This is a genomic window from Pseudomonas sp. S3_A03 (assembly GCF_054668275.1).
Map to the genome: position 1 here is coordinate 626,020 of NZ_CP162753.1, position 25,564 is coordinate 651,583.

4 protein-coding genes and 7 pseudogenes are annotated in these 25,564 nt (G+C 63.3%); 8 read left to right on the top strand and 3 right to left on the bottom strand.

Annotated elements, in window-relative coordinates; all coding sequences use genetic code 11:
- Positions 1-26: 26 nt before the first annotated feature.
- Positions 27-965, bottom strand: coding sequence for a helix-turn-helix domain-containing protein (locus AB4O25_RS02875; RefSeq protein ID WP_460150445.1), 939 nt, complete (start codon positions 963-965; stop codon positions 27-29).
- Positions 966-1,173: 208 nt separating this feature from the next.
- On the opposite strand from AB4O25_RS02875, the pseudogene AB4O25_RS02880 reads away from it, so the two are divergent.
- Positions 1,174-2,449, top strand: a pseudogene (locus tag AB4O25_RS02880) (ABC transporter substrate-binding protein).
- Between the two features lie 69 nt (positions 2,450-2,518).
- Positions 2,519-3,291, top strand: a pseudogene (locus AB4O25_RS02885) (L-iditol 2-dehydrogenase).
- Positions 3,292-3,323: 32 nt separating this feature from the next.
- On the opposite strand, the gene AB4O25_RS02890 reads toward AB4O25_RS02885, so the two are convergent.
- On the bottom strand, positions 3,324-4,016 hold the full coding sequence (locus tag AB4O25_RS02890) for an NUDIX hydrolase (protein ID WP_017530274.1): 693 nt from the start codon (positions 4,014-4,016) through the stop codon (positions 3,324-3,326).
- Between the two features lie 146 nt (positions 4,017-4,162).
- Here AB4O25_RS02890 and AB4O25_RS02895 point away from each other — a divergent pair, with 146 nt between their 5' ends.
- From AB4O25_RS02895 to AB4O25_RS02915, 5 genes and pseudogenes are all read left to right on the top strand, one after another.
- Positions 4,163-4,810 (top strand): nicotinamidase, encoded by a 648-nt coding sequence (locus AB4O25_RS02895; protein ID WP_017530275.1) that lies wholly within the window; start codon positions 4,163-4,165, stop codon positions 4,808-4,810.
- 11 nt (positions 4,811-4,821) lie between these two features.
- Positions 4,822-6,039, top strand: coding sequence for a nicotinate phosphoribosyltransferase (gene pncB / locus AB4O25_RS02900; RefSeq protein ID WP_017530276.1), 1,218 nt, complete (start codon positions 4,822-4,824; stop codon positions 6,037-6,039).
- Position 6,040: 1 nt separating this feature from the next.
- A pseudogene (nadE, locus tag AB4O25_RS02905) lies at positions 6,041-6,846 on the top strand (ammonia-dependent NAD(+) synthetase).
- A gap of 193 nt (positions 6,847-7,039) precedes the next feature.
- Positions 7,040-8,395, top strand: a pseudogene (locus tag AB4O25_RS02910) (MATE family efflux transporter).
- Between the two features lie 40 nt (positions 8,396-8,435).
- A pseudogene (locus tag AB4O25_RS02915) lies at positions 8,436-9,607 on the top strand (MFS transporter).
- Here the strand turns inward: AB4O25_RS02915 and AB4O25_RS02920 are convergent.
- Positions 9,608-9,968, bottom strand: a pseudogene (locus AB4O25_RS02920) (type II toxin-antitoxin system HicB family antitoxin). It abuts the pseudogene before it with no gap.
- Between the two features lie 157 nt (positions 9,969-10,125).
- Between AB4O25_RS02920 and AB4O25_RS02925 the strand changes: the two are divergent.
- Positions 10,126-25,560 (top strand): annotated as a pseudogene (locus AB4O25_RS02925) (non-ribosomal peptide synthetase).
- Positions 25,561-25,564: the final 4 nt, after the last annotated feature.

The following is a 25,564-nucleotide window of genomic DNA, read 5'->3' on the forward strand; positions in this document are numbered from 1 at the left end:
AAAAGCCGGATTAGTCGACCTTTCGATCAGAAATGACTGGGTGTCATTTGTTCGCTGCGATTGAACAGGTGCATGGCGGTTTCACGGCGATATTCGCTCGGTGTCTGGTTCATCTCGATACGAAAGTGCCGGTTGAAGTTGGACAGGTTCGCGTAGCCCACTTCAAAACAGATATCGGCCACTGACATATCGCTTTGCAGCAACAGCCGGCAGGCGCGCTGCACGCGGAATTTGCGCATCAGGTCAATAAAGCCGTGGCCGGTGTTGCGCTTGAAAAACCGCGAGAAGCCTGGTTCGCTCATCTGCAGTTGCTGGGCGATCACCGACAGGCGCAGGTCGCCGGTGAGTTCGCGCATGAGGTAGTCGAAGGCCTTGTTGATGCGTTCGGCGCTGCGTGCGTCGAGCGTGGGCGCATAGCAGGGGCTGGCCAGGGGCTTGGTGTGTGCAGGGGGCGCGTTTTTCAGTGTGTCGAGCAGTTGCAGGAACAGGATCAGCCGCTGCAGGCCATGGGCGCGGCCGATGTCTTCCATCAAGCGGGCGGCTTCTAGCGCGGTGGCGCCGCTGAACTCCAGGCCGCGCCGCGCCTGCTCGAACAGCGCTTGCAGATCGCCCAGTTCCGGCAGGGTCTTGCGCAGGGCGAGGAGGGCGGCGCCGTCGAACTGCAGCACCACATCGCGTCCGCTCAGATGTTCGCCGGGCGCCAGTTCGCCGATCCAATCGTGTGGCAGGTCCGGGCCGATCAACGCGACATGGCCGGCACCGAACGCGCCGATATAGTCGCCCGCCACCAACTTGCCGCTGCCCTGGCGGATCAGGTGGATCTCAAATTCGGGGTGGTGGTTCCAGCGCGCCAGGTCGTAGGGGTAATCATGCTCGAACCAGCGGAAGCGGTGATCCGGCTCCGGCAGGATCACTTCGAGTTCGGCGGGGCGGTGTTCAAACAGTTGGGCGCGGCTAACGGGCATGGTGCTGTCGGTTTTTTTATTGGATTGCCCTAAAAATACGCGCCCCAGGCCTTCAGGCGCTACCCTCGATGTTGTCCGGCACTGGTACTTTTTTGATCCTGGGGGCGTGGTTAAAAAGTATCACCTGGGCATCCGCCATTCGTTTGTGAGGGGTTGGCCAAGCTGCTGTAATCGGCGCTCACAACAAAAACAACAGGTGGAAACCGCCATGCTCCCGAAGTGTAAAGCCACGTTCCCCACAGCACTGTGCCTGCTCTGCGGCCTGGCCTTGGCCCTGCCCAGTCATGCCGCCGAGACCGTGACCATCGCCACGGTCAACAACAGCGACATGATCCGCATGCAGCGCCTGTCCAAGGTGTTCGAGCAGCAGCACCCGCAGATCAAGCTCAACTGGGTGGTGCTCGAAGAAAACGTGCTGCGCCAACGCCTGACCACCGACATTGCCACCCAGGGCGGCCAATTCGACGTGCTGACCATCGGCACTTACGAAACCCCGCTGTGGGGTACCAAGCAATGGCTGGAACCGCTGAGCCAGCTGCCGGCCGATTACGACGTCGAGGATATTTTCCCCTCGGTACGCCAGGAGCTGTCGGTCAATAACACGCTCTACGCCCTGCCGTTCTACGGTGAAAGCACCGTCACCTATTACCGCACCGATCTGTTCAAAAATGCCGGCCTGAGCATGCCCGCGCACCCCACCTGGACCCAACTCGGCGAGTTCGCCGCCCAGCTCACGGCCAAGGATAAGGGCGAATACGGCATGTGCCTGCGCGGCAAGGCCGGCTGGGGCGAAAACATCGCGCTGTTGAGCACCATGGCCAACGCCTTTGGTGCGCGTTGGTTCGATGAACAGTGGAAGCCCGAGCTGACCAGCCCCGAGTGGACCGCCGCCGCCAACTTCTACGTCAATACCCTCAAGCAATATGGCCCGCCGGGCGTGTCCAGCAATGGTTTCAATGAGACCCTGGCACTGTTCAACAGCGGCAAATGCGCCATTTGGGTGGATGCCAGCGTCGCCGGCTCCTTTACCACGGATGCCAGCCAGAGCAAGGTGGCCGACCGTGTCGGTTTCGCCGCCGCGCCCACAGAAGTTACGGACAAAGGGTCCTCCTGGCTCTACGCGTGGTCCCTGGCGATCCCGGCCACCTCCAAGCACAAGGACGCCGCCAAGGCCTTTATCACCTGGGCCACGTCCAAGGCCTACATTCAACTGGTCGCCGACACAGACGGCCTCACTCAACGTACCGCCCGGCACGCGCCAGTCCACTTACAGCGATGCCTACTTGAACGCCGCGCCGTTCGCCCAGGTGACCCTGCAAATGATGAAGCACGCCGACCCCGCGCACCCGTCGGTCAAGCCGGTACCGTACGTGGGCATCCAGTACGTGACCATCCCCGAGTTCCAGGCCATCGGCACCTCGGTCGGCAAGTTGTTCTCGGCGGCGCTGACCGGTGGCATGACGGTTGATCAGGCGTTGATGTAGGCGCAATCGACCACAGAGCGCGAAATGAAACGCGCCGGATACCCGAAGTGATTGTTACAGGACATCCTCATGAAACGACTTGAAGGTAAAGTGCGCTGATCACCGGATCGGCGCGCGGGATCGGCCGCGCGTTTGCCCAGGCATATATCGCCGAAGGCGCCACCGTCGCCATCGCCGATATCAACCTGCAACGCGCCCGGCAAACGGCTGCCGAACTGGGGCCACAGGCCTACGCGGTGGAGATGGACGTCACCGACCAACTCTCCATCGATGCCGCGATGAGTGCCGTGGTGGCCCATGCCGGCAAGCTGGATATCCTGGTCAACAACGCGGCGCTGTTCGACCTGGCGCCCATCGTCGACATCACCCGCGACAGCTTCGAGCGGCTGTTCTCGATCAACGTCGCCGGCACATTGTTCACATTGCAGGCTGCGGCCCGGCAGATGCTCCACCAGGGCCACGGCGGCAAGATCATCAACATGGCCAGCCAGGCCGGGCGGCGTGGCGAGTCGTTGGTGGCGGTGTATTGCGCAACCAAGGCGGCGGTGATCAGCCTGACGCAATCGGCGGGGTTGAACCTGATCAAGCACGGGATCAACGTCAACGCCATCGCTCCCGGCGTGGTTGACGGTGAACATTGGGATGGGGTGGATGCGTTGTTCGCCCGGCATGAAGGGCTGGCGCCGGGGGAGAAGAAGAAACGGGTAGGCGCTGAGGTGCCGTTTGGGCGGATGGGGACGGCTGAAGACCTCACCGGCATGGCGATCTTCCTTGCTTCGAAAGAGGCTGATTATGTAGTGGCCCAGACGTACAACGTCGATGGCGGCAATTGGATGAACTAGCCCCCTCCCACAGCTGATCTGCATGAGCCTGACTATTCAGCAAAGCTGCGATCGAAGAAATAGACCTCACCGGGCTTCAGGCTTTCCAGCGTCGCCTGGGGCCTGCCGCCTTCACCCGGCTTTTTGCGCCCCGTCTCACGCAAATACCCCGCCTCGGTCAGCTTCAGCAACCGCTGGCGAATACTGGTCTTCAACACGGGCCGTGTAAGCACCAGGGAAAAAATCGCAGTCGCTTGCGGCGCACTGAATTCCTTGCCCAGAAACATCAGCGGCAAGCTGCTGTACAGCGACTTGGACAGCAGGCGTTCCTGCACGGCCGCCACGATCTGGTTGTGATCGAACGGCAGCTTGATACTGCCGTCCGCCACCGCATTCAGCGAAAACCAGGCCTGATGTTCAGCCAGGGTTACCTCATCCGCCACAATCGCCAGGTAATAAGTGGACGACGACCAGCATCGCGGGTCGCGAAACGCGTCGCCTACCGTGCCAACCTGCTCGCTCCAGGCCAGCTCCAGGCCGACTTTGTCACTGGCGCGCAACCGTTCCACGGCATCCTTGAGGCTCAGATCTTGCACGCCGCCATTGACCACCACACCCGGCAGCGCCCAATGCCCGGCGAAGGGCTCGGCGTCGCGTTTGTTCAGCAGCAGTTTGAGTTCGCCCGAGGTGCGGCAGTAAAACAGTACGCACAGGTCGACGGTGTGGAGATAGGCGCTAAGTGGCATGTGAAGTCCTTCCGAACGGCGGTGGGGCACAGTCTAGCGGATCGAACAGCGATGTCATGTACTTGCTCCAGCACAGGTAAATAAATGTTTCTTGCAATGAAAGTACATGACGTGTACTTTTGTTTCCAGGCCATAGGAGAATCATCATGACCCTTGCGAAAACCGCCCTTGCTTCATTCGATGTTGATGCCCAAAAGAGCTTCACGCCGCTGTGCCCCAACGAGTTGCCTGTGGCCGGTGGCGACCAGATCGGCGCCGAACTCAATTACATGGCCGGCCTCGCCGGGCATCGCGTTGGTAGCAAAGACGCGCACACCCCGTATGCGCCCTGGGTGGTCACCCACCCGAGCGAGATGATGAAACCCACCGGCCTTGTGCATGCCGACCTCACCTGGGTCAGCCACTGCGTACCGGGTACCGACGGCTTTACCCTGCTCGATGAACTGCCCACGCCGTATGACTACGATTACTTCGTCTGGAAAGGCGTCGAACCCGACCTTCACCCGTACGGCGCGTGCTACCACGACCTGCACGACAAACTGTCCACCGGCGTGATCGAGTACCTCAAGGCCCAAGGCGTGGTCCGCGTGCTTGTCGGTGGCCTGGCCCTGGACTATTGCGTCAAGACCACCGCCTTGCAGTTGCTCAAGGCCGGCCTGGAGGTCGTCCTGCACCTGCCGGCCTGCCGAGGTATCAGCGAGGAGGGCGGCGTACAGGCTGTCAATGAGTTGCTCAAGGCCGGTGCTGTGATCAGCAGCACCCGCGAAGAACTGGCCGCGATGGCCACGCGTTAAGGAGAACCACCATGGAAAGTGCCTACGACTACGAAACCCCGGTGATCCAGGGCTTGCTCGACACCGATTACTACACCTTCACCATGATGCAGGCCGTGCTGCACCAGCACCCCAATGTGGATGTGGAATACAACTTCATCGTGCGCTCCAAGGAAAACCTCGGTCACTTGATCCCGCCGTTACGCGACGAGCTGGAAAAGCTCGCCGGCCTGCAGATGCGTGAAGGCGAACTGCGCTTTTTGTTCAACCCGCGCTTTCGCGAATACCTCACCCCGGACTACGAGCGCTTCCTTGGCCTGTTCCGTTTCAATCTGCGCTACATCCACGTCAGCGAGGTCGACGGCCAACTGAACATCCGTGTCATCGGGCCGATGCTGCACTGCATCATGTTCGAGCAGCCGGTGCTGGCACTGGTGAGCGAATTGCGCAACCGTGATAAATACCCCGACGTGACCCTGGAAGCTGTCACCCGCAAGCTCTATCAGAAATTCGACTGGCTGGAAAAAAACCTCAGTCGCGAGGAGCTCGCCGACCTGCGTGTCTCGGACTTCTCCACGCGCCGTCGCCTGTCGTTCAAGGCCCAGCGCGAGGTCGTGGACATCATGCGTCGCGACTTCCCCGGCCAGTTCGTCGGTACCAGCAACGCGCACCTGGCTTACGCGTTCGATTTGCCGCTGATCGGCACCATGGCGCACCAGTGGATGATGGTGCACCAGCAATTGGGCCGCCTGCGCGAAAGCCAGAACGCCGGCCTGGAAAACTGGGTGCGTGAATACCGTGGCCGCCTGGGCGTTGCGTTGACCGACACCATCAGCACCGATTTTTTCCTCAAGGACTTCGACCTGTACTTCGCCAAGCTCTATGACGGCCTGCGCCAGGACTCCGGCGACCCCATCGCCTGGGCTGACAAGGTGTTGGCCAAATACAAGGAACTCGGTATCGACCCCATGACCAAAGACCTTATGTTCTCCGATGGCCTGAACTTCGAAAAATGCCTGCCGATCCTGCGCCATGTGCGTGGCAAGGCCAAGTTCGGCTTCGGCATGGGCACCAGCCTTGCCTGCGATGTGGAGGGTGTGGAACCCCTGAGCATCGTGATGAAGCTGGTGCGGGTCCACGGCGAACCGGTGGTGAAATTCTCGGATGACCCGATCAAGAACGTCTGCGAAGACGCCTCGTTTTTGCAGTATGCAGCCAAGGTATTCAATGTCGGCAACGTGGAGGTGTGACATGCAAGACCGTATCGCGCGGGAACTGAAGATCGACCGCACCCTGGTGAAGGGCGGTGAAGCCAAGGAAATCCAACGGCGTATCGACTTCATCAAGACCACGTTGCGTGAGTCGGGCTGCAAGGCCTTGGTACTTGGCATCAGCGGCGGGGTGGACTCGCTCACCGCCGGGCGCCTGTGCCAATTGGCGGTGGAGCAACTGCGCGACGAAGGCTACACCGCACGCTTTATCGCCATGCGCCTGCCCTACAAAACCCAGGCCGATGAAAGTGACGCCCAGGCCTCCCTCGATTACATCGTCCCGGACCATATCGACACCCTCAACATAGCCGCCGGCGTCGACGGCCTCATGGCCAGCCTGTCTGCTGGCGATGCCAACGCTGCCCAGCTCGACTTCATCAAGGGTAACGTCAAGGCGCGCACCCGCATGATCGCGCAGTACGCGGTGGCCAACCTGCATAACGGGCTGGTGGTCGGCACCGACCATGGCGCCGAGGCGCTGATGGGCTTTTTCACCAAATTCGGCGACGGCGCCTGCGACCTGGCCCCTTTGTCCGGCCTGACCAAAACCCAGGTGCGCCTGCTGGCCAGCGCCCTCGACGCCCCGGCGAACCTGGTGCACAAACACCCCACCGCCGACCTCGAAGAACTGGCTCCGGGTAAGTTGGATGAAGCCGCATACGGCTGCTCGTACGCCGAGATTGATGCGTACTTGATGGGCGAGCCGGTGAGCGAGCAGGTGCGAGCGATTGTCGAGGGGCGTACCGCAAGACCGCGCACAAGCGGGCGCTGCCTGTCGCACCCTAGCATTTGATGGTTGCGCGAATTCCAGCCGAACCGATTGGCCCTGGTTCCCACGCCTTCAGATCGCGGCCAGGGCCAATGCGGGGGCCGCTGTGCGGGCTCGGCGCCAATACGCTCGGCTGTCAAAGCACAAGAACATTGGATCCACTTACGGTATAACCCTCGGACGCTTTTGTTCTTCGAGGCCCCGTTTTTCATGCAAAGCCCTTTGCAACGCCCGCTGTGGCAGGTCTACCTGCTCTTTCTGGCACCGATGGTGCTGTCCAACTTCCTGCAGAGCTTTTCCGGCACCCTCAACGGTATCTATGTGGGGCAAATGCTGGGTACCCAGGCGTTGGCGGCGGTTTCGGGGATGTTTCCCATCGTATTTTCTTTATCGCCCTGGTGATCGGCCTGGGGGCGGGCGCTTCGGTGCTGATCGGCCAAGCGTGGGGCGCCCAGCAAACGGCGATGGTCAAGTCGATTACCGGCGCCACGCTGGCCCTGGGCGCCCTGGTGGGGTTGATCGCGGCGGTGTTGGGCAGCCTGTTTGCGCGGCCGGCGTTGCAGGCATTGGGCACACCGATTGATGTGCTTGACGACGCGGTGGGTTACGCCCAGATGATGATGCTGATCATGCCGCTGCTGCTGGTCTTTATCCTTTATACCCAGTTGCTGCGCGGCGTGAGCGACACCGTTTCACCCTTGCTGGCGTTGATGGTCTCAACGCTGGCAGGCCTGTTGCTGACGCCTGCGCTGATTCGCGGCTGGATCGGCCTGCCGCCCATGGGGATCCAGAGCGCGGTGTATGCCGGGCTGGTGGGTAACGCCTTGGCGATGCTGTTTTTGGTGTTGCGCCTGCGCCATAAGCGCCATGTGATGGCGCCGGATCGCGAACTGCTTGCGGCCTTGCGCCTGGACCGCGTGATCCTCGGCAAAGTCCTGCGTATCGGCCTGCCCACCGGCTTGCAGATGGTGGTGTTGTCGTTGTCCGAGCTGGTCATCCTGGCGCTGGTCAATGGCCACGGTTCCCAGGCCACGGCGGCTTACGGCGCCGTGACGCAGATCGTCAACTACGTGCAGTTCCCGGCGCTGTCGATTGCCATCACCGCCTCGATCCTGGGCGCCCAGGCGATTGGTGCCGGGCGCCTGGAGCGCATCGGGCCGATCCTGCGCACCGGGTTGTTGATCAACACCTGTCTCACCGGTGGCCTGATTGTGCTGGGGTCATGGGCTGTCTCATTGGTTGCTGGGGCTGTTCATCACCGACGACGCGGCGCGAGTCAATGCCGAACACCTGTTGCACATCATGCTGTGGAGCATCCTGGTGTTCGGCTTTCAGGCGGTCATCGGCGGGATCATGCGCGCCAGCGGCGTGGTGTTGATGCCGGTGGCCATCTCGATATTCTGCGTGCTGTGCGTGGAATTGCCGGTGGCGTATCTGTTCAATGCGCACTTTGGCCTTGAAGGGGTTTGGATGGCATTTCCGGTGACTTACCTGGCGATGCTGGCCTTGCAGGTCGCGTACTACCGGTTGGTGTGGCGACATAAGCAGATCAAGCGGCTGGTGTGATAACAGGCTGCGCAATTTAAGGACAGAAGGCTTCTAAATCATGGCAAACCCCTACGCCGAGTTGTTCCAGGTGCCTGGCGCCGGGCTTTCGTATTGGCCGGCATGCTGGCGCGCATGCCGGTGTCGATGACCGGTATCGGCCTGATTACCATGCTCTCTCAGGTGCATGGCGGCTATGGCCTGGCGGGCTCGGTGGCCGCCGTGTTTGCCTTGGCCACGGCGTTTTGCGCGCCGCAGGTATCACGGTGGGTGGACCGTTACAGCCAGGGGCGGGTGCTGCCGGTTGCCGCGTTGATCGGCGGCGGGGCGTTGTTGATGCTGTTGCTGTGCACCCGTTTGCAGGCGCCGAACTGGACGTTGTTCCTGTTTGCCGCCCTGGCCGGTTGTATGCCGAATATGTCGGCCATGGTGCGCGCGCGCTGGACCGAGTTGTACCGGGGGCAGCCGCAGCTGCAAACCGCGTTTGCCCTGGAGTCCGTGCTCGACGAGGTGTGCTTTATCGTCGGCCCGCCGATTTCGGTGGGCCTCAGTGTGGTGCTGTTTCCCGAAGCCGGGCCGCTGGTGGCCGCGCTGTTGCTGGCGGCAGGAGTGACCACGTTCGTGTTGCAACGGGCCACCGAACCCCCCGTGCATGAACACCAGGCGCACCACGCGGGCTGGCTGATTGCTTCGCCTTCGGTACTGATTTTGATGATCCTGCTGCTGGCCATGGGCGTCATCGTCGGCGTGGTGGATGTGGTCAGCGTTGCGTTTGCCCAACATCAGGGCCAGCCGGCGGCGGCCAGTATCGTGCTGTCGGTGTACGCCATCGGTTCGTGCCTGGCGGGGCTGGCGTTTGGCACGCTCAAGCTCAAGGCGCCGTTGCCCCGGCAGTTCCTGTTCTGTGGGGTGGCCACGGCGTTGACCACGTTGCCGTTGTTGCTGGTAACCAACATTCCGGGCCTGGCGGTGGCGATCTTCGTTTCCGGGCTGTTCTTCGCGCCCACTCTGATCGTGTCCATGGCCTTGGTGCAGCAGGTGGTTCCAGCCAGTCGCCTGACCGAAGGCATGACCTGGTTGATCACCGGCCTGAGCATCGGCGTGGCCATCGGTGCCGCCGGCTCCGGCTGGATGATCGACCATTTCGGCGCCACCAGCGGCTTCTGGGTGGCGTTGGCGGCAGGGGCGGTGGTATCGGGCTCGGCAGTGTTGGGTTATCGGCGCTTGGGCTGATCAGCCAATCGCCGGGCCTGCATCCGCGCTGTGATGGTGCAGGAATTCGTTCAGCGCCTGACGGGTCAGGTCGTTGAGCGTGACTTTTTCGTGCCGCGGCCAGGGCCGCAGCCAGATGCAGTTCATGGCCGACGCGCACGTTGAACGAGCCTTTGCAAGGTTTCTCAGGGGTTTGCCCCAGCGACTGGCACGTCGCGAGGTAGTCATCCACCGCCTCGTGAAACGCCGCGTCCAGTTCGGCGACGGTTTTGCCTTCATAGCTGACCAAAGCCTTGATGAACAGAATCTTGCCGAACAGGCAGTTGTCTTCGAGGCTGGCTTGGATAGAGCCTAGGTAGCCTTTGTATTTGAGGGCGTCAATGCTAGCTCGGGTCTGCGTGGCTTTCCTGAAATTGATACAACCCTTGATGACGCCTCCTTCCCAGCCTTCCAGCCGCCGCTAATTTTTCCCTTTGCGATTCGTTTTATAGGGACGACGTGCCTTTGTGCTTCCTGCCTATTGCTCCGGATCCCAACAAATGAATGCTGAAGACTCCTTGAAACTTGCTCGCCGGTTTATCGGGTTACCCCTGGAAAAGCGCCAGCTGTTCCAGCAGGCACTGCAGAAAGAAGGGGTCGATTTCTCGCGGTTTCCGATTCCGGCAGGGGTAGAGGCCGAGGACCGCCAGGCGCTGTCCTATGCGCAGCAGCGCATGTGGTTTCTGTGGCAATTGGACCCGGCCAGCGGCGCCTATAACTTGCCAGGCGCCGTGCGTTTAAAGGGCGATCTGAGCTTGAGTGCGATGCGGCAGGCGTTCGCCGGCCTGGTGGCCGAGGCATGAGACCTTGCGCACGGTATTCCAGCGCCAGCCCGATGAGCGCCTGCGGCAGGTCGCCCTGGAGCCGTTGCTGGAGATTGAACAGCAAGATTTGACCGGCTTGGCGCCGGCGGCACGGTGAGCAAGCGGTCAATGATGCGGCGACCCACCAGTCGCTGTTGCCGTTCGACCTGGAGCACGGTCCGCTGCTACGGGTGCAGTTGCTCAAGCTGGATGCTCGGGAACACGTGCTGCTGCTGACCCTGCACCACATCGTCTCCGATGGCTGGTCGATGAACGTGCTGATCGACGAGTTCATCCGCTTTTATGACGCTCATGAGCGCAACGAGGCGCCGCAATTGCCGGCGCTGCCCATCCAGTACAGCGACTACGCCCTGTGGCAGCGCCGTTGGCTGGAAGCCGGGGAGCAGGCGCGTCAACTGGAATATTGGCAGGCGCGCCTGGGCGATGAGCATCCGGTGCTGGAACTGCCCACCGACCGCCCACGCCCGGCGATGCCCAGCTACCAGGGCACGCGTCATAATTTCGCGATTGCGCCGGCACTGGCCGCGCAGCTGCGCAGTTGCGCGCAACAGCACAACGTCACGCTGTTCATGCTGTTACTGGGCGCCTTCAACGTGCTGCTGCGCCGTTACACCGGCCAGGGCGATATCCGTGTCGGGGTGCCGATTGCCAACCGTAACCGCAGTGAGGTCGAAGGGCTGATCGGTTTCTTCGTCAACACCCAGGTGTTGCGCACCGAGCTGACCGGGCAAACCCGCGTTGCCGAGTTGCTGCAAGGCATCAAGGAGCACGCGCTCGGCGCCCAGGCCCATCAGGAATTGCCGTTCGAGCGCTTGGTGGAAGCCCTGAAAGTCGAGCGCAGCCTCAGCCACACGCCGCTGTTCCAGGTGATGTATAACCACCAGCCGGCGGTCGCCGATATCGCGTCCGTCGAGTACCGCCTCCGGCCTGGAACTGGCACTGGTGGAGTGGCAGGGCCGCACCACCCAGTTCGACCTGACTCTGGATACCTATGAAAAATCCGGCACCCTGCACGCCGCGCTGACCTATGCCAACGACCTGTTCGACGCGTCGTCCATCGAGCGCATGGCCCGGCACTGGATCAGCCTGTTGCAGGCCATGGTTGCCGACGGCGAGCAGCGCATCGGCGAACTGCCGATGCTAACCGCCGCAGAGCAGCAGGTGCTGGTTCGGGACTGGAACCATACCACCCAAACCTACCCGACCGAGCGCGGCATTCATCAGTTGATCGAAGACCAGGCCCGGGCCACGCCGCAGGCCCCGGCACTGGTGTTCGGCGACACCACGTTGAGCTACGCCCAGCTCGACGCCCGCGCCAACCGGTTGGCCCATGCCTTGCGCGAACAGGGCGTGGGCCCCGATGCATTGGTGGGCATTTGCGTTGAGCGCTCGGTGGAGATGGTGGTGGGCTTGCTGGCCGTTCTCAAGGCTGGTGGCGCCTACGTGCCGCTTGACCCCGAATACCCCCGGGACCGCCTGGCCTACATGATCGAGGACAGCGGCATCCAATTGCTGCTCAGCCAGCACAGCCTGCTGCCGTTGCTGCCCACCGACGCAATCCGGGTGATGGTCCTGGACCAGGCAACCGGTTGGCTTGACGGTTACAGCAGCGCATCACCGGCCGTGACGATCCAGGCGCTGAACCTCGCCTATGTGATCTACACCTCCGGCTCCACCGGCAAGCCCAAGGGCGCGGGCAACAGCCATCGCGCGCTGGTCAACCGTCTGTGCTGGATGCAACAGGCCTATAGCCTCGACGCCAGCGACGCGGTGCTGCAAAAAACCCCCTTCAGCTTTGACGTCTCGGTCTGGGAGTTCTTCTGGCCGCTGATGACCGGCGCGCGGCTGGTCATTGCCGCCCCCGGCGAACACCGCGAGCCGGCCCGCCTGATCGACACCATCGGCCGCCATGGCATTACCACCTTGCACTTCGTGCCCTCGATGCTCCAGGCGTTTATCCATGAGCCGGGCGTGCAGGCTTGCAGCAGCCTCAAGCGCATCGTGTGCAGCGGCGAAGCCTTGCCGCTGGATGCGCAGGTGCAAGTGTTCGCCAAACTGCCCCAGGCCGGGCTGTTCAACCTGTACGGCCCCACCGAAGCAGCCATCGACGTCACCCACTGGACCTGCACCGACGAAGGCCGCGACGCCGTGCCTATCGGTCGCCCGATCGCCAACCTTGGCACCTATGTACTCGACGCCCAACTCAACCCGGTGCCTGCCGGCGTGTCGGGCGAGCTGTACCTGGGCGGCACCGGCCTGGCCCGCAGCTATCACCGGCGAACGGCGCTGACCGCCGAACGTTTTGTGCCCAGCCCGTTTGCCGACGGCGCGCGCCTGTACCGCACCGGCGACCGCGTGCGCCAACGTGCTGACGGTGTCATCGAATACCTCGGGCGCCTCGACCATCAAGTCAAGCTGCGTGGCTTGCGTATCGAGCTGGGCGAAATCGAGACACGCCTGATGCAACACCCCGGTGTGCGTGAGGCGGTGGTGCTGGTGCAGGGCGGCAAGCAACTGGTGGCTTACCTGGTGCCGGACGGCGAAGCGCCGACGGACCTCAAGGCCTGGTTGCTCGGCGGTCTGCCGGAATACATGGTGCCGACCCACATGGTGTACCTGGCCAAGCTGCCGGTGACCGCCAATGGCAAACTCGACCGCAAGGCGCTGCCGTTGCCGGACGCCACGCCGCAGCAGGGGTTTGTCGCGCCGCAGAACGCTCTGCAAAAAGCCCTTGCGGCGATCTGGAGCGACGTGCTCGGCGTCGAGCACGTTGGCCTGGAAGACAATTTCTTCGAGCTGGGTGGCGACTCGATCATCTCCATCGAAGTGGTCAGCCGTGCGCGCCAGGCCGGGATTCGCCTCAGCCCGCGCGACCTGTTCCAGTACCAGAGCGTGCGCAGCCTGGCGCTGGTGGCGACGTTGGAGCAGGCCAGCGTTATCGACCAGGGGCCGGTCAGCGGCGAGGTGATCCTCACGCCGGTGCAGCAGAGCTTTTTTGCCCAGGCCATCCCGGCGCGCCAGCACTGGAACCAGTCGTTGCTATTGACCCCGCGTGAAGCCCTGGAGCCGACGCGCCTGGAAGCCGCCCTGACCCAAGTGCTCAACCATCACGACGCCCTGCGCCTACGTTTTGCGCAACGGGCCGACGACGCTGGCTGCAAACTCATGGCGCGCCGGTCACCGGGCCTGCCCTGTGGCAATCCCATGCCGTCGATGACACTGAGCTGGCCGTGCTCTGCGACGAAGCCCAGCGCAGCCTTGACCTTGAGCAGGGGCCGCTGCTGCGCGCCGCGCTGGTGAACATGGCAGACGGCACCCAGCGCCTGTTGCTGGTGGTCCATCACCTGGTGATTGACGGCGTGTCCTGGCGCATCCTGCTTGAAGACGTGCAGCAGGCGTATGCCGAGGCATCGCTACCGGCCAAGACCAGCGCCTACCAGCAGTGGGCGCAGCAGTTGCAGGCCCATGCCCTGAACCTCGATGAACAGCTCGCGTACTGGCAGGCCCAGTCCGCCGACATGGACTTGCCCTGCGACAACCCCCACGGCGGCTTGCAAAACCGCCTGGGCAGCAAACTCGACGTGCGCCTCGACGCCGAGTACACCCGCCGGTTGCTGCAAGAAGCGCCGGCGGCCTATCGCACGCAGGTCAACGATTTGCTGCTGACCGCCCTGGCACGTGTCGTCAGCCGGTGGAGCGGTCAGCCCGGCGCCTTGATCCAGTTGGAAGGCCACGGCCGCGAAGACCTGTTCGATGGCCTTGACCTGACCCGTACCGTTGGCTGGTTCACCAGCCTGTTCCCGGTGCGCCTGCAGGCTGAGGGGCCATTGTCCAGTGCGATCCAGTCGGTCAAGGAGCAACTGCGCGCCGTGCCCGACAAAGGCATCGGCTATGGCCTGTTGCGTTACCTGGGAGCGCCGGCCGCCCGTGAAGCCCTGGCGGGCCTGGCGGCGCCGCGTATCACCTTCAACTACCTGGGCCAGTTCGACCGCCAGTTCAGCGAGTCGGCACTGTTTGTGCCAGCGGCCCAGGGCAGCGGCCAAGCCCAGGACCCCGAGGCGCCGCTGGCCAACTGGTTGACCGTGGAAGGGCAGGTGTATGGCGGCGAACTGACGCTGCAATGGGGCTTCAGCCGCGAGATGTTCGACACGGCGACCATCCAACGCCTGGCCGATGAGTACGCGACGGAACTCAAGGCCTTGATCGAACATTGCTGCGCCACGCCGGCCGGGCAGGCCACGCCTTCGGACTTCCCGCTGGCGCGCCTGAGCCAGCAGCAATTGAACGCATTGCCCGTGGCGGGGCCGGCCATCGCCGATCTTTACCCGTTGTCGCCGATGCAGCAGGGCATGTTGTTCCACACCCTGTATGAGCCCGACGCCCAGGCCTATATCAACCAGTTGCGCCTGGATATCCAGGGCCTCGACCTGTTGGCGTTCGGCCGCGCCTGGCAGGCTGCGCTGGACCGACATGACATCCTGCGCAGCAGCTTCCACTGGCTGGGCCTGGACAGCGCCCACCAACTGATCCAGCGCCAGGTTGACGTGCAGTTGCACGTGATTGAAGACCTCAATGCCGACCTCGATGCCCTCGCTGGCGCCGAACGCGAGCAAGGTTTTGCGCTGGATACTGCGCCGTTGTTTCGCCTGATGCTGGTGCGCGGTGCCGGCGAGGCCTGGCATCTGATCTTCACCAGCCATCACATCCTGATGGATGGCTGGAGTAACGCCCAGTTGCTCGGTGAAGTCATTGCCCACTACGCCGGCCAGGCCGTACCGGCACCGTTGGGGCAGTTCCGCGACTACCTGGGCTGGCTGCAACAGCAAGGGTCGGGCGAGGCGTTCTGGAAAGCCGCCCTGGCACCGTTGCAGGCGCCGACCTTGCTGGCTGAAGCCTTGCGGCCACCGGTTGACGGCGGCGGCACGGCTGAGCATCAGCTCGTGCTGGAGGACGCCATAACGCGTGAGCTGAGCGAATTTGCCCGTCAACAGAAAGTCACCCTCAATACCCTGCTGCAGGGCGCCTGGAGCCTCTTGCTGCAACGCTATACCGGTCAGGACTGCGTGGCCTTCGGCGCCACTGTCGCCGGGCGCTCGGCGCCGTTGCCGGGGATCGAGCAGCAGTTGGGCCTGTTCATCAACACCTTGCCCATCATCAGCACGTTTTCGGCTGCGCAATCCACCGGCGACCGGCTGCGTGAACTGCAAGCCTTGAACGTAAGCCTGCGCGACCATGAACACGTGCCGCTCTACGACATCCAGGGCTGGGCCGGGCAACAGGGCGCCTTGTTCGACACCCTGCTGGTATTTGAAAACTTCCCGGTCGCCGAGGCCCTGAAGCAAGGCGCACCGGCAGGCCTGACCTTCGGGCGGATGCACAACCATGAACGCACCCACTACCCGCTGACCCTGGGGATAGAACTGGGCGCCAGCCTGCGCCTGGAGTTCAGCTACGACCGTGCGCGTTTCAGCGCGCGCCAGGTTGAACAACTGGCCGCCAACCTGCGGCACCTGCTGGTGCAATGGGTGGCGGATGCCAATGCACCGTTGGGCCGTTTGCAACTGCTCGACACCGCCGGGCAGCGCGACCTGCTTGCCCTGAGCCAATCGCTGGGTTCGGTGGCCCGTCATGACCGTGTGCACGAGCGCATTGCGGCCCAGGCCGAGGCCTCGCCGCACGCACTGGCGGTGCAGGCCGGGGATGAGCGCCTGACCTATGCCCAGCTCAATGAGCGGGCCAACCGCCTGGCGCATTGCCTGCTGGCGCACGGTGTCGGGCCGGGGCAGCGGGTCGGCCTGGCCTCACGGCGCGGGCCGCAACTGATCGTCAGCCTGCTCGCGGTGCTCAAGAGTGGCGCCGCGTACGTGCCGCTGGACCCGAACTATCCGAACGAACGCCAGGCCTACATGCTGGCCGACAGCCGCCTCGACCTGTTGCTCAGCGAAACCGGGTTGCTGCAGGATCTGCCGTTACCCGCCGCCCTGGTGCGCGTCGACTTCACCGTGTCGGGTGCGGAACTGGCCGTCTACCCGGCCACCAACCCGCCCAATCAGGCCATGGCGGCAGACCTGGCCTACGTGATCTACACCTCCGGCTCTACGGGGCGGCCCAAGGGCGTGGCCATCGACCATGCCGCCCTCGGCCAATTCTGTGAAACGGCGGCGCATTACAGCGCACTGACACCCGCGGACCGCGTGCTGCAATTTGCGACCTTCAGCTTCGACGGGTTTGTCGAACAGTGCTACCCGCCGTTGCTGCGTCGGCGCGGCGCTGATCATGCGCGGCGACGAACTGTGGGATGCCGGGCAGTTGGCTCGGGAAATCGTCGACCAGGGCGTGACGCTCGCCGACCTGCCCGCGGCCTATTGGTACTTGCTGGCCAAGGAGTGCGCCGTTGACGGCCGCGCTCTGGGTAGCCTGCGCCAGGTGCATGTGGGCGGCGAAGCCATGGCGGTGGAGGGCGTACGCGCCTGGCACGCGGCGGGGTTGGGCAACGTGCGCCTGGTGAACACCTATGGCCCGACCGAGGCCACCGTGGTGTCCAGCGTGCACGACTGTCAGGCTGGCGGATGCCAATGACACCTTTGGCATGCCGATCGGGCACGCTATCGACGGGCGTACGCTGTACGTGCTGGACAGTGCGTTTCAGTTGCTGCCGACGTGCGGCGTTGGTGAGTTGTGCATCGGCGCCGCGGCCGGCCTGGCCCAGGGCTATTTCGACCGCCCGGCGCTCACCGCCGAACGCTTTGTGCCGGACCCGTTTTCCGGTGTGCCCGGCGCGCGGCTCTACCGCAGCGGTGACCTGGCGCGCTACAACGAACACGCGGCATTGGAATACGTAGGGCGCATCGACCATCAAGTGAAAATCCGTGGCTTCCGGATCGAGATGGGCGAAATCGAGGCGTGCCTGCAAGCGCTGCCGCAGGTGCGCGAGGCGGCAGTGATTGCCGTGGCCGGGCCAGCCGGCGCGCAACTGGTGGCGTATGTCGTCGCCCGTGAGGCCGGCATCGACGGCCAAGGGTTGGCAGCGGTGTTGCGCCAGTCCTTGCCCGACTACATGGTGCCGACGCACTGGGTGCTGCTGGACGCCTTGCCGTTGAACAACAATGGCAAGCTCGACCGCCGCGCCTTGCCCGCGCCCGACCTGAATCAGCCGCGGGCCGCCTACCTGGCGCCGCAGAGCCTTCTGCAACAGCAACTCGCGGCCATCTGGCAGGCGGTGTTGCAGGTTGAGCAGGTCGGCCTGGGTGACCACTTCTTCGAGCGTGGCGGGCATTCGCTGTTGGCGACCCAGGTGGTCTCCCGTGTGCGCCATGAACTGAAGCGGGAATTGCCGCTGCGCAGCGTGTTCGAGCATCCCACGTTGCTGGGTTTTGCCCAGGCTTGCGAGAGCCTGCAGGCGCAGGACAGTGTTCCCATGGTGGCGATGGAGCGTGGGGCGCCGATGCCGCTGTCGTCGGCCCAGGAGCGTCAGTGGTTCCTTTGGCAACTGGATCCGCACAGTGCGGCGTATCACGTACCGACGGCGTTGCATTTGCGCGGCCAATTGAATGTGCCTGCGCTTGAACAAGCGTTCCAGGCACTGGTGCAGCGGCATGAGGCGTTGCGTACCACCTTCGTGGAGGAGGGCGAACGTACCTTGCAGGTGATCCATGCCCACGTTGAACTGCCGGTGCTGCGAGAAAACGTGGAAGCTGCGCAGATCCAACGATGTGTCGAAGCGGAGATTCAGCGCCCGTTCGATCTGCTCAACGGGCCACTGATGCGCGTCAAATTGCTTGCGATCACCGCAGACCACCATGTGCTGGTGATCACCCAGCATCACATCGTCTCTGATGGCTGGTCGATGCAGATCGTGGTCGACGAACTGGTCAGTCTTTACGCCGCATTCTGTGCGGGCAGCGAGCCCGTGCTGGCGAGCTTGCCCTTGCAATACGCCGACTATGCCGCCTGGCAGCGCCAATGGGTCGCCGGTGGCGACAATGCGCGGCAATTGGCCTACTGGCTCGACAAACTGGGCGGCGAGCAGCCGGTGCTGGAGTTGCCGGTCGATTTCTCCCGGCCGGCCGAGCAGAGCTTTCGAGGCGCCCGCCTGGACTTCGCCTTGCCTGACGAGTTGGCGAGCGCCTTGCAGCAGGTGGCGCGGCGCGAACAGGTCACATTGTTCACGGTGTTGCTGGCCTCGTTCCAGATGCTGCTGCACCGGTACAGCGGCCAGAACGATATCCGTGTCGGCGTGCCGGTGGCCAACCGCAGTCGCCTGGAAACCGAGGGGCTGGTCGGGTTTTTCGTCAACACTCAGGTGCTGCGCGCCGAGTTCGGCGACGCGCTGTCGTTCACAGCCCTGTTGCGGCAGGTTCACCAGTCGGTGCTCGAGGCCCAAACGTTCCAGGACTTACCGTTCGAGCAACTGGTCGAGGCCTTGCAGCCCCAGCGCAGCCTGAGTCATAGCCCGCTGTTCCAAGTGCTGTTCAACCATCAGAACCGCGAGCAACGCCAGGTCCGGTTGTCGGGCCTGTCCATTGAAGGCATCGCCTGGGACAGTGGCACGGCGCAATTCGACCTGACCCTGGATACGGTGGAAGTGGCGGGCGGGTTGGCGGCGTCGTTGACCTACGCCACGGACTTGTTCCAACGCGGCACCGTCGAGCAGTTGGCGCGCCACTGGCAGAACCTGTTGCGCGCTATCGTCAGCCAGCCTGCACAGGCGATCAGCGAATTGCCGCTGCTGGGCGCCGACGAGCGCCAGGTTATCCTGCGCGATTGGAACAGCCTTGAACTACCGGCCACCTTCGACGGCGGCCTGCACCAGCTGTTCGAAGCTCAGGCCGATGCAGGTCCCGAGCAACTGGCGATGCTGTTTGGCGAGCAGGCGTTGGACTATCGCCAGCTCAATGCGCGCGCCAACCGCCTGGCTCGACGCCTGCGGGCTCGTGGCGTAGGCCCTGAGGTTCGCGTGGGCGTGTTGCTGCCACGTTCGGTGGAAATGGTCGTGGCGCTCCTGGCGGTGCTCAAAGCGGGAGGCACCTACGTGCCGCTGGACCCGAATTACCCGGCCGATCGCATTGCCTACATGCTTGAAAACAGCCAGGCGCGCCTGGTGCTGAGCAATGACCCGGCCCAGGTTGGTGGTGCGCACGTGCTGGTGGTCGTACCCGAAGACGTTGATGCAAGCGCCCCGGACTGTGCCGACCTGCCTGCACTCGCGCATGCCGACAACCTGGCCTATGTCATCTACACCTCGGGTTCCACGGGCAAGCCAAAAGGCGTCGCCATCAGCCATCGCAACGCGGTGTCGCTGGTCCAGTGGGCCCAGGGGGTCTATCGTCGCGAAGACTTGCAGGGCGTATTGGCGTCTACCTCGATCTGCTTTGACCTGTCGGTTTGGGAACTGTTTGTGACCCTGGGCAGCGGTGGCTTCTTTGTGCTCGCCGAAAACGCCCTGGCCCTCGCCGATTTGCCGGCGCGCGATCGCGTCACGCTGATCAACACCGTGCCGTCGGCGATTGCCGCCCTGCATGCGGCCGGGCAAATCCCCGCCAGCGTGCGCATCATCAACCTGGCCGGTGAGCCGTTGAAGCAGCCACTGGTCGACGCGCTTTACAGTCACCCGACGCTGCAGCATGTGTACGACCTGTATGGCCCTTCCGAAGACACTACCTATTCGACGTATGTGCGACGAGTAGCGGGCGGGCAGCCGAGCATCGGGCGGCCGTTGGCGGGTACCGACAGCTATGTCCTTGACGAGCATTTGCAGCCGGTGCCGATCGGCGTGGCGGGCGAGTTGTACCTGGCCGGCGCCGGTATCGCCCGTGGGTACTTGCAGCGTCCGGACCTGACCGCGGAACGCTTTGTGCCGAACCCCTTCGGGGCGGGGGCGCAGCGCCTGTATCGCACCGGTGACCTGGTGCGCTACCTGGCCGATGGTCACATCCAGTACCTGGGACGTATCGACCACCAGACCAAGGTGCGTGGTTTCCGGATCGAGCTGGGGGAAATCGAACAGCGGCTGCTGCAACACCCCTCGATCGACGAAACCGTGGTGGTCGCCCATGACGGTGAGCACGGTACCCGTTTGATCGCCTACCTGGTGTCTGAACAGCCGGCGCCGCAGGCGTTGCATGAAGACGCGCGTGACTGGCTCAAGCAGACCTTGCCCGAGTACATGCTGCCGGCGCAGTGGGTCACGCTGGCGCGTTTGCCCCTGACGCCTAACGGCAAGCTTGACCGCAAAGCGTTGCCGGTACCTGAATTACAGCCTGCCCTGGCGGGCTATCAGGCGCCTCGCAATGAAATGGAGCGAGGCTGGCTGGGCTCTGGCAGGAGGTGTTGAAACTCGATCAGGTGGGGGTGAGCGACAACTTCTTCGAGCTGGGTGGTGACTCGATTGTCTCTATCCAGTTGGTCAGCCGCGCACGTGCGTCCGGTATTCACTTCACCGCCAAAGAGCTGTTTACCCATCAAACCGTACAGGGCCTGGCACGCGTGGCGCGGCATGCGCCGCCGCAGGCCGTGGTCGAACAGGGCCCGGTGACGGGCGCCACACCGCTGTTGGCGATTCAACAGGACTTTTTTGCACAGGCTATTGCCGAGCGCCATCACTGGAACCAGTCGGTGTTGCTGCGTCCTGCCCGGGCCTTGCAGGCCGAGGCACTGGAGCAGGCGCTGCAGGCGCTGATCGGGCATCACGATGCCTTGCGCCTGAGTTTCAGCCAGGGCGCACAGGGCTGGGAAGCCAGCCACCGCTCACCCGCTGACCGGCCGGTGGTGCTGTGGCAAGCCGAGGTCGACGACAGCCAGGCGCTTGCGCAGTGGGCCGATCGCGCCCAGCGTTCGCTGGACTTGCAGGGAGGCCTGCTGCGCGCATTGCTGGCGCACATGGCCGACGGCAGCCAGCGCCTGTTATTGGTTGTGCATCATCTGGTGGTCGATGGCGTGTCCTGGCGCATGGTGCTGGAGGATCTGCAACTGGCCTACCGTCAGGCTCATGGCGCGCAAACCATCCGCTTGCCCGCCAAGACTTGCGCCTTCAAAACATGGGCCGAGCGTTTGCAGATATACGCCCAAAGTACCCAGTTGCAGGCTGAACTCGCGTACTGGCAGGCCCAGGGAGCCACTGGCGAACTGCCGTGTGACAACATCGAGGGCAGCCTGGAAAACCGCTATGCGGCAACCGTGCAGTCACGTCTGGACCCGGCGCTGACCCGCCAGTTGCTGCAAGAGGCCCCCGCGGCTTATCGCACCCAGGTCAATGACCTGCTGCTGACGGCGCTGGCGCGCGTGGTGTCGCGCTGGAGCGCACAAAGCAGTGCGCTGATCCAGTTGGAAGGCCATGGGCGTGAAGAACTCTTCGACAACCTGGATGTCACCCGCACCGTGGGCTGGTTCACCAGTTTGTTCCCGGTACGCCTTACACCCGAAGTCTCGCTGGACGGTTCGATCAAGGCGATCAAGGAGCAATTGCGCGGTGTCCCGCACAAGGGCATCGGCTTTGGCGTGTTGCGTTATCTGGGCGATGAGGCGTCCCGTGCGGCACTTAGCCAGTTGGCTGTACCGCGGATCACCTTCAATTACCTGGGGCAGTTCGACGGCCAGTTCGATGAAACCTCGTTGTTCGTCCCTGCTACAGAATTCGCGGGTGCCGAGCAGAGCGAGCGGGCGCCACTAAGCAACTGGCTGTCGCTCAATGGTCGGGTCTACGCCGGCGAGCTGAGCATGGACTGGAGTTTCAGCACGCAGATGTTTGCTGAAACCACCGTGCAGCGGCTGGCGGACGAGTACATGCTCGAACTCAAGGCGCTGATCGCACATTGCTGTGACGGGAGGGCGGCAGGCGTCACGCCTACGGACTTCCTCCAGGCTGGCCTGGGTCAGGTGCAATTGGACCGCCTGGCAGTTCCTGCGCGTGATATCGCCGATATCTATCCTTTGTCACCGATGCAGCAAGGCATGTTGTTCCACAGTCGCCTTGCGCAAAACGGTGGCGATTACATCAACCAGATGCGCGTTGCCGTCCAGGGGCTCGACGTCGAGCGTTTTCGAGCGGCCTGGCAAGACAGCGTCAATAACAATGATGTCTTGCGCACCGGGTTTATCTGGGAAAGCGAACATCAGCAGCCCCTGCAGATTGTTCAGCGTCACGCCGAGTTGCCCTTCGAAACCCATGACTGGCTTGAACGCGCGGATCTGGAACCCGCCCTGCAGACGCTGGCGCAACAGCAATTGCATCAGGGCTTCGACCTGGCACGGCCGCCGCTGCTGCGTCTGGCGGTGGTTCGCACGGCTCCCGAACGTTACGAAATGATCTATACCAGCCATCACATCTTGATGGACGGCTGGAGTAACTCGCAGTTGCTCGGCGAGGTGTTGCAACGCTATAGCGGGCAAGCCCCGGCCCCGCGCACGGGCAGTTATGGCGACTACATTGCCTGGCTCAAGCGTCAGGACGACGCTGCCAGCGAAGCGTTCTGGAAGCAGCAGTTGGCCAGCCTGGAGGAGCCGACCTTGCTGGCGCGCAGTCTTGACGCGCCGCAGAGTGAGTCGCAGCCTGGCCACGGTAGCCATCAGCAGCTGCTTGATCGCGAGCACACCCAGCGCCTTGGCGACTTTGCCCGACTTCGCAAAGTCACCCTCAACACCCTGGTGCAAGGTGCCTGGCTGCTGCTGTTGCAGGGGTATACCGGGCAGCCGACCGTGACTTTCGGTGCCACGGTGTCGGGGCGTCCCGCCGATTTGGCGGGTGTCGAGCAGCAGGTCGGCTTGTTTATCAATACATTGCCGGTGATCGCCAGCCCTCGCAGTGAACAGTTGGTAAGTGCCTGGCTGCAAGACGTGCAGTCGCTCAACCTGGCCTTGCGTGAGTACGAGCACACGCCTTTGTTTGATATCCAGCGCTGGGCGGGGCATGGCGGCACCGCTCTGTTTGACAGCCTGTTGGTGTTCGAGAACTACCCCGTGTCGCAAGCGCTGGAGCAGGGCGCGCCGGCGGGCATCGCGTTTGGCGAGGTCAGCAGCCATGAGCAGACCAGTGTGCCGTTGACGGTGCTGGTCGACGCCGGCCAGACGCTGTCGCTGCAGTTTGCCTATGACCGCCAACACTTCGATGCTGGCGTGGTCAAGCAATTGGCCGGGCACCTTCAGCACCTGTTGCTGCAAATGGCGGACAGCAGCGAGCAGGCCAGGCTTGGCGATTTGCGCTTGCTGGACGGTGCGCAACGTCAACAGATCGTAGACAGCTGGAACGCCACTGAAACCACCTACCCATTGACCTGCAGCATCCAGCACCTGATCGAGCAGCAAGTGCTGCGCACGCCCGACGCCACGGCGCTGGTGTTTGCCGACGAGCGTCTGAGCTATGCGCAACTCAATGCGCGGGCGAACCGCCTGGCGCATAAGCTGATCGAAGCCGGCGTGGGCCCTGAGCGGTTGGTGGGGATTGCGCTGGAGCGCTCGATTGAAATGGTGGTCGGCTTGCTGGCCATCCTCAAAGCGGGGGGCGCCTACGTACCGTTGGACCCGGAATACCCGCAGGATCGCCTGCGCTACATGATCGAGGACAGCGGCGTCTCGTTGTTGCTGAGTCAAGCGGGGGTGGTTGACGGCCTGCCGCTCGCCGCCGGTGTGCGCACCCTGCTGCTGGACCAGCCGGCCACCTGGCTTGAAGGTTACAGTGCCGCCAACCCGCGGGTCAGCGTGCACCCCGAAGGCTTGGCCTATGTGATTTACACCTCTGGTTCCACGGGCAAGCCCAAGGGCGCGGGCAACCGGCATTCGGCGCTGGTCAATCGGTTGTGCTGGATGCAGCAGGCCTACGGGCTCAGTGCCGCGGACACGGTCTTGCAGAAAACCCCGTTCAGCTTCGATGTGTCGGTCTGGGAGTTTTTCTGGCCATTGATGACAGGGGCTCGCTTGGCGATGGCTGCTCCCGGCGACCACCGTGATCCGTCACGGCTTGTTGAGCTGATCAACCGTGAGCAGGTGACGACCCTGCATTTTGTGCCCTCGATGTTGCAGGCGTTCATGCAGGCGCACGCTGTGGACAGTTGCCTGAGCCTGGCCCGTATTGTATGCAGCGGCGAGGCGCTGCCGGTGGACGCCCAGCAGCAGGTGTTCGCGCGGCTGCCGAAGGCGCGGCTGTATAACTTGTACGGCCCGACCGAAGCGGCCATCGATGTGACCCATTGGACGTGCCTTGACGAGGGCCGTGACAGCGTGCCGATCGGGCGGCCGATCGCCAACCTCGCGTGCTTCATTCTGGATGCCAATCTGGAACCGCTGCCGGCGGGCGTGCTGGGTGAGCTGTACCTGGCGGGTGAAGGGCTGGCGCGGGGTTATCACCAGCGCCCGGCATTGACCGCCGAGCGCTTTGTCGTCAGCCCGCAAGGGCGGGGCCAGCGTATGTACCGCACCGGTGACCTGGCGCGCTATCGCGCCGATGGGGTCATCGAATACGCCGGGCGTATCGATCACCAGGTCAAGTTGCGCGGCCTGCGTATCGAGCTGGGGGAAATCGAAGCACGGTTGCTTGAGCATGAGCATGTACGCGAGGCGGTGGTGGTAGCCGTCGACGATACGTCACTGGTGGCCTACGTGGTGCTTGGCGAGCAAGGTCGGCGCGAACACCCAGCCCCGGCCACTGAACTCAAGCTGTATGTGGGCCAGGCGCTGCCTGCTTATATGGTGCCCAACCATGTGCAGGTTCTGGAGCGTATGCCGCTCAGCCCCAACGGCAAGCTCGACCGCAAGGCGCTGCCCAAGCCGGACGCCGGGCAGGCGGCCCAGGCCTACGTGGCCCCGGACAGTGAGCTGGCCCAACAGGTGGCGCAGATCTGGCAAAGCGTGCTGGAAATCGCGCAAGTGGGGCTCAACGACAACTTCTTTGCGCTGGGCGGGCACTCGTTGTTGGCGACGCAAGTGGTCATGCGCATTCGCCAGCAACTGGAGCTGGATGTTCCGCTCAACCTGCTGTTCGGCACACAAAACCTGGGCGAATTCTGCAGTGAACTACAGGGCCTGCAAGGCGATTTACAGCCTTTGCAGGATGAACTGACTAAATCTCTGGAGGCCCTCAAACGTCTATCAGCCAATGATCTTGAGAAACTGATTTCTTAATTGA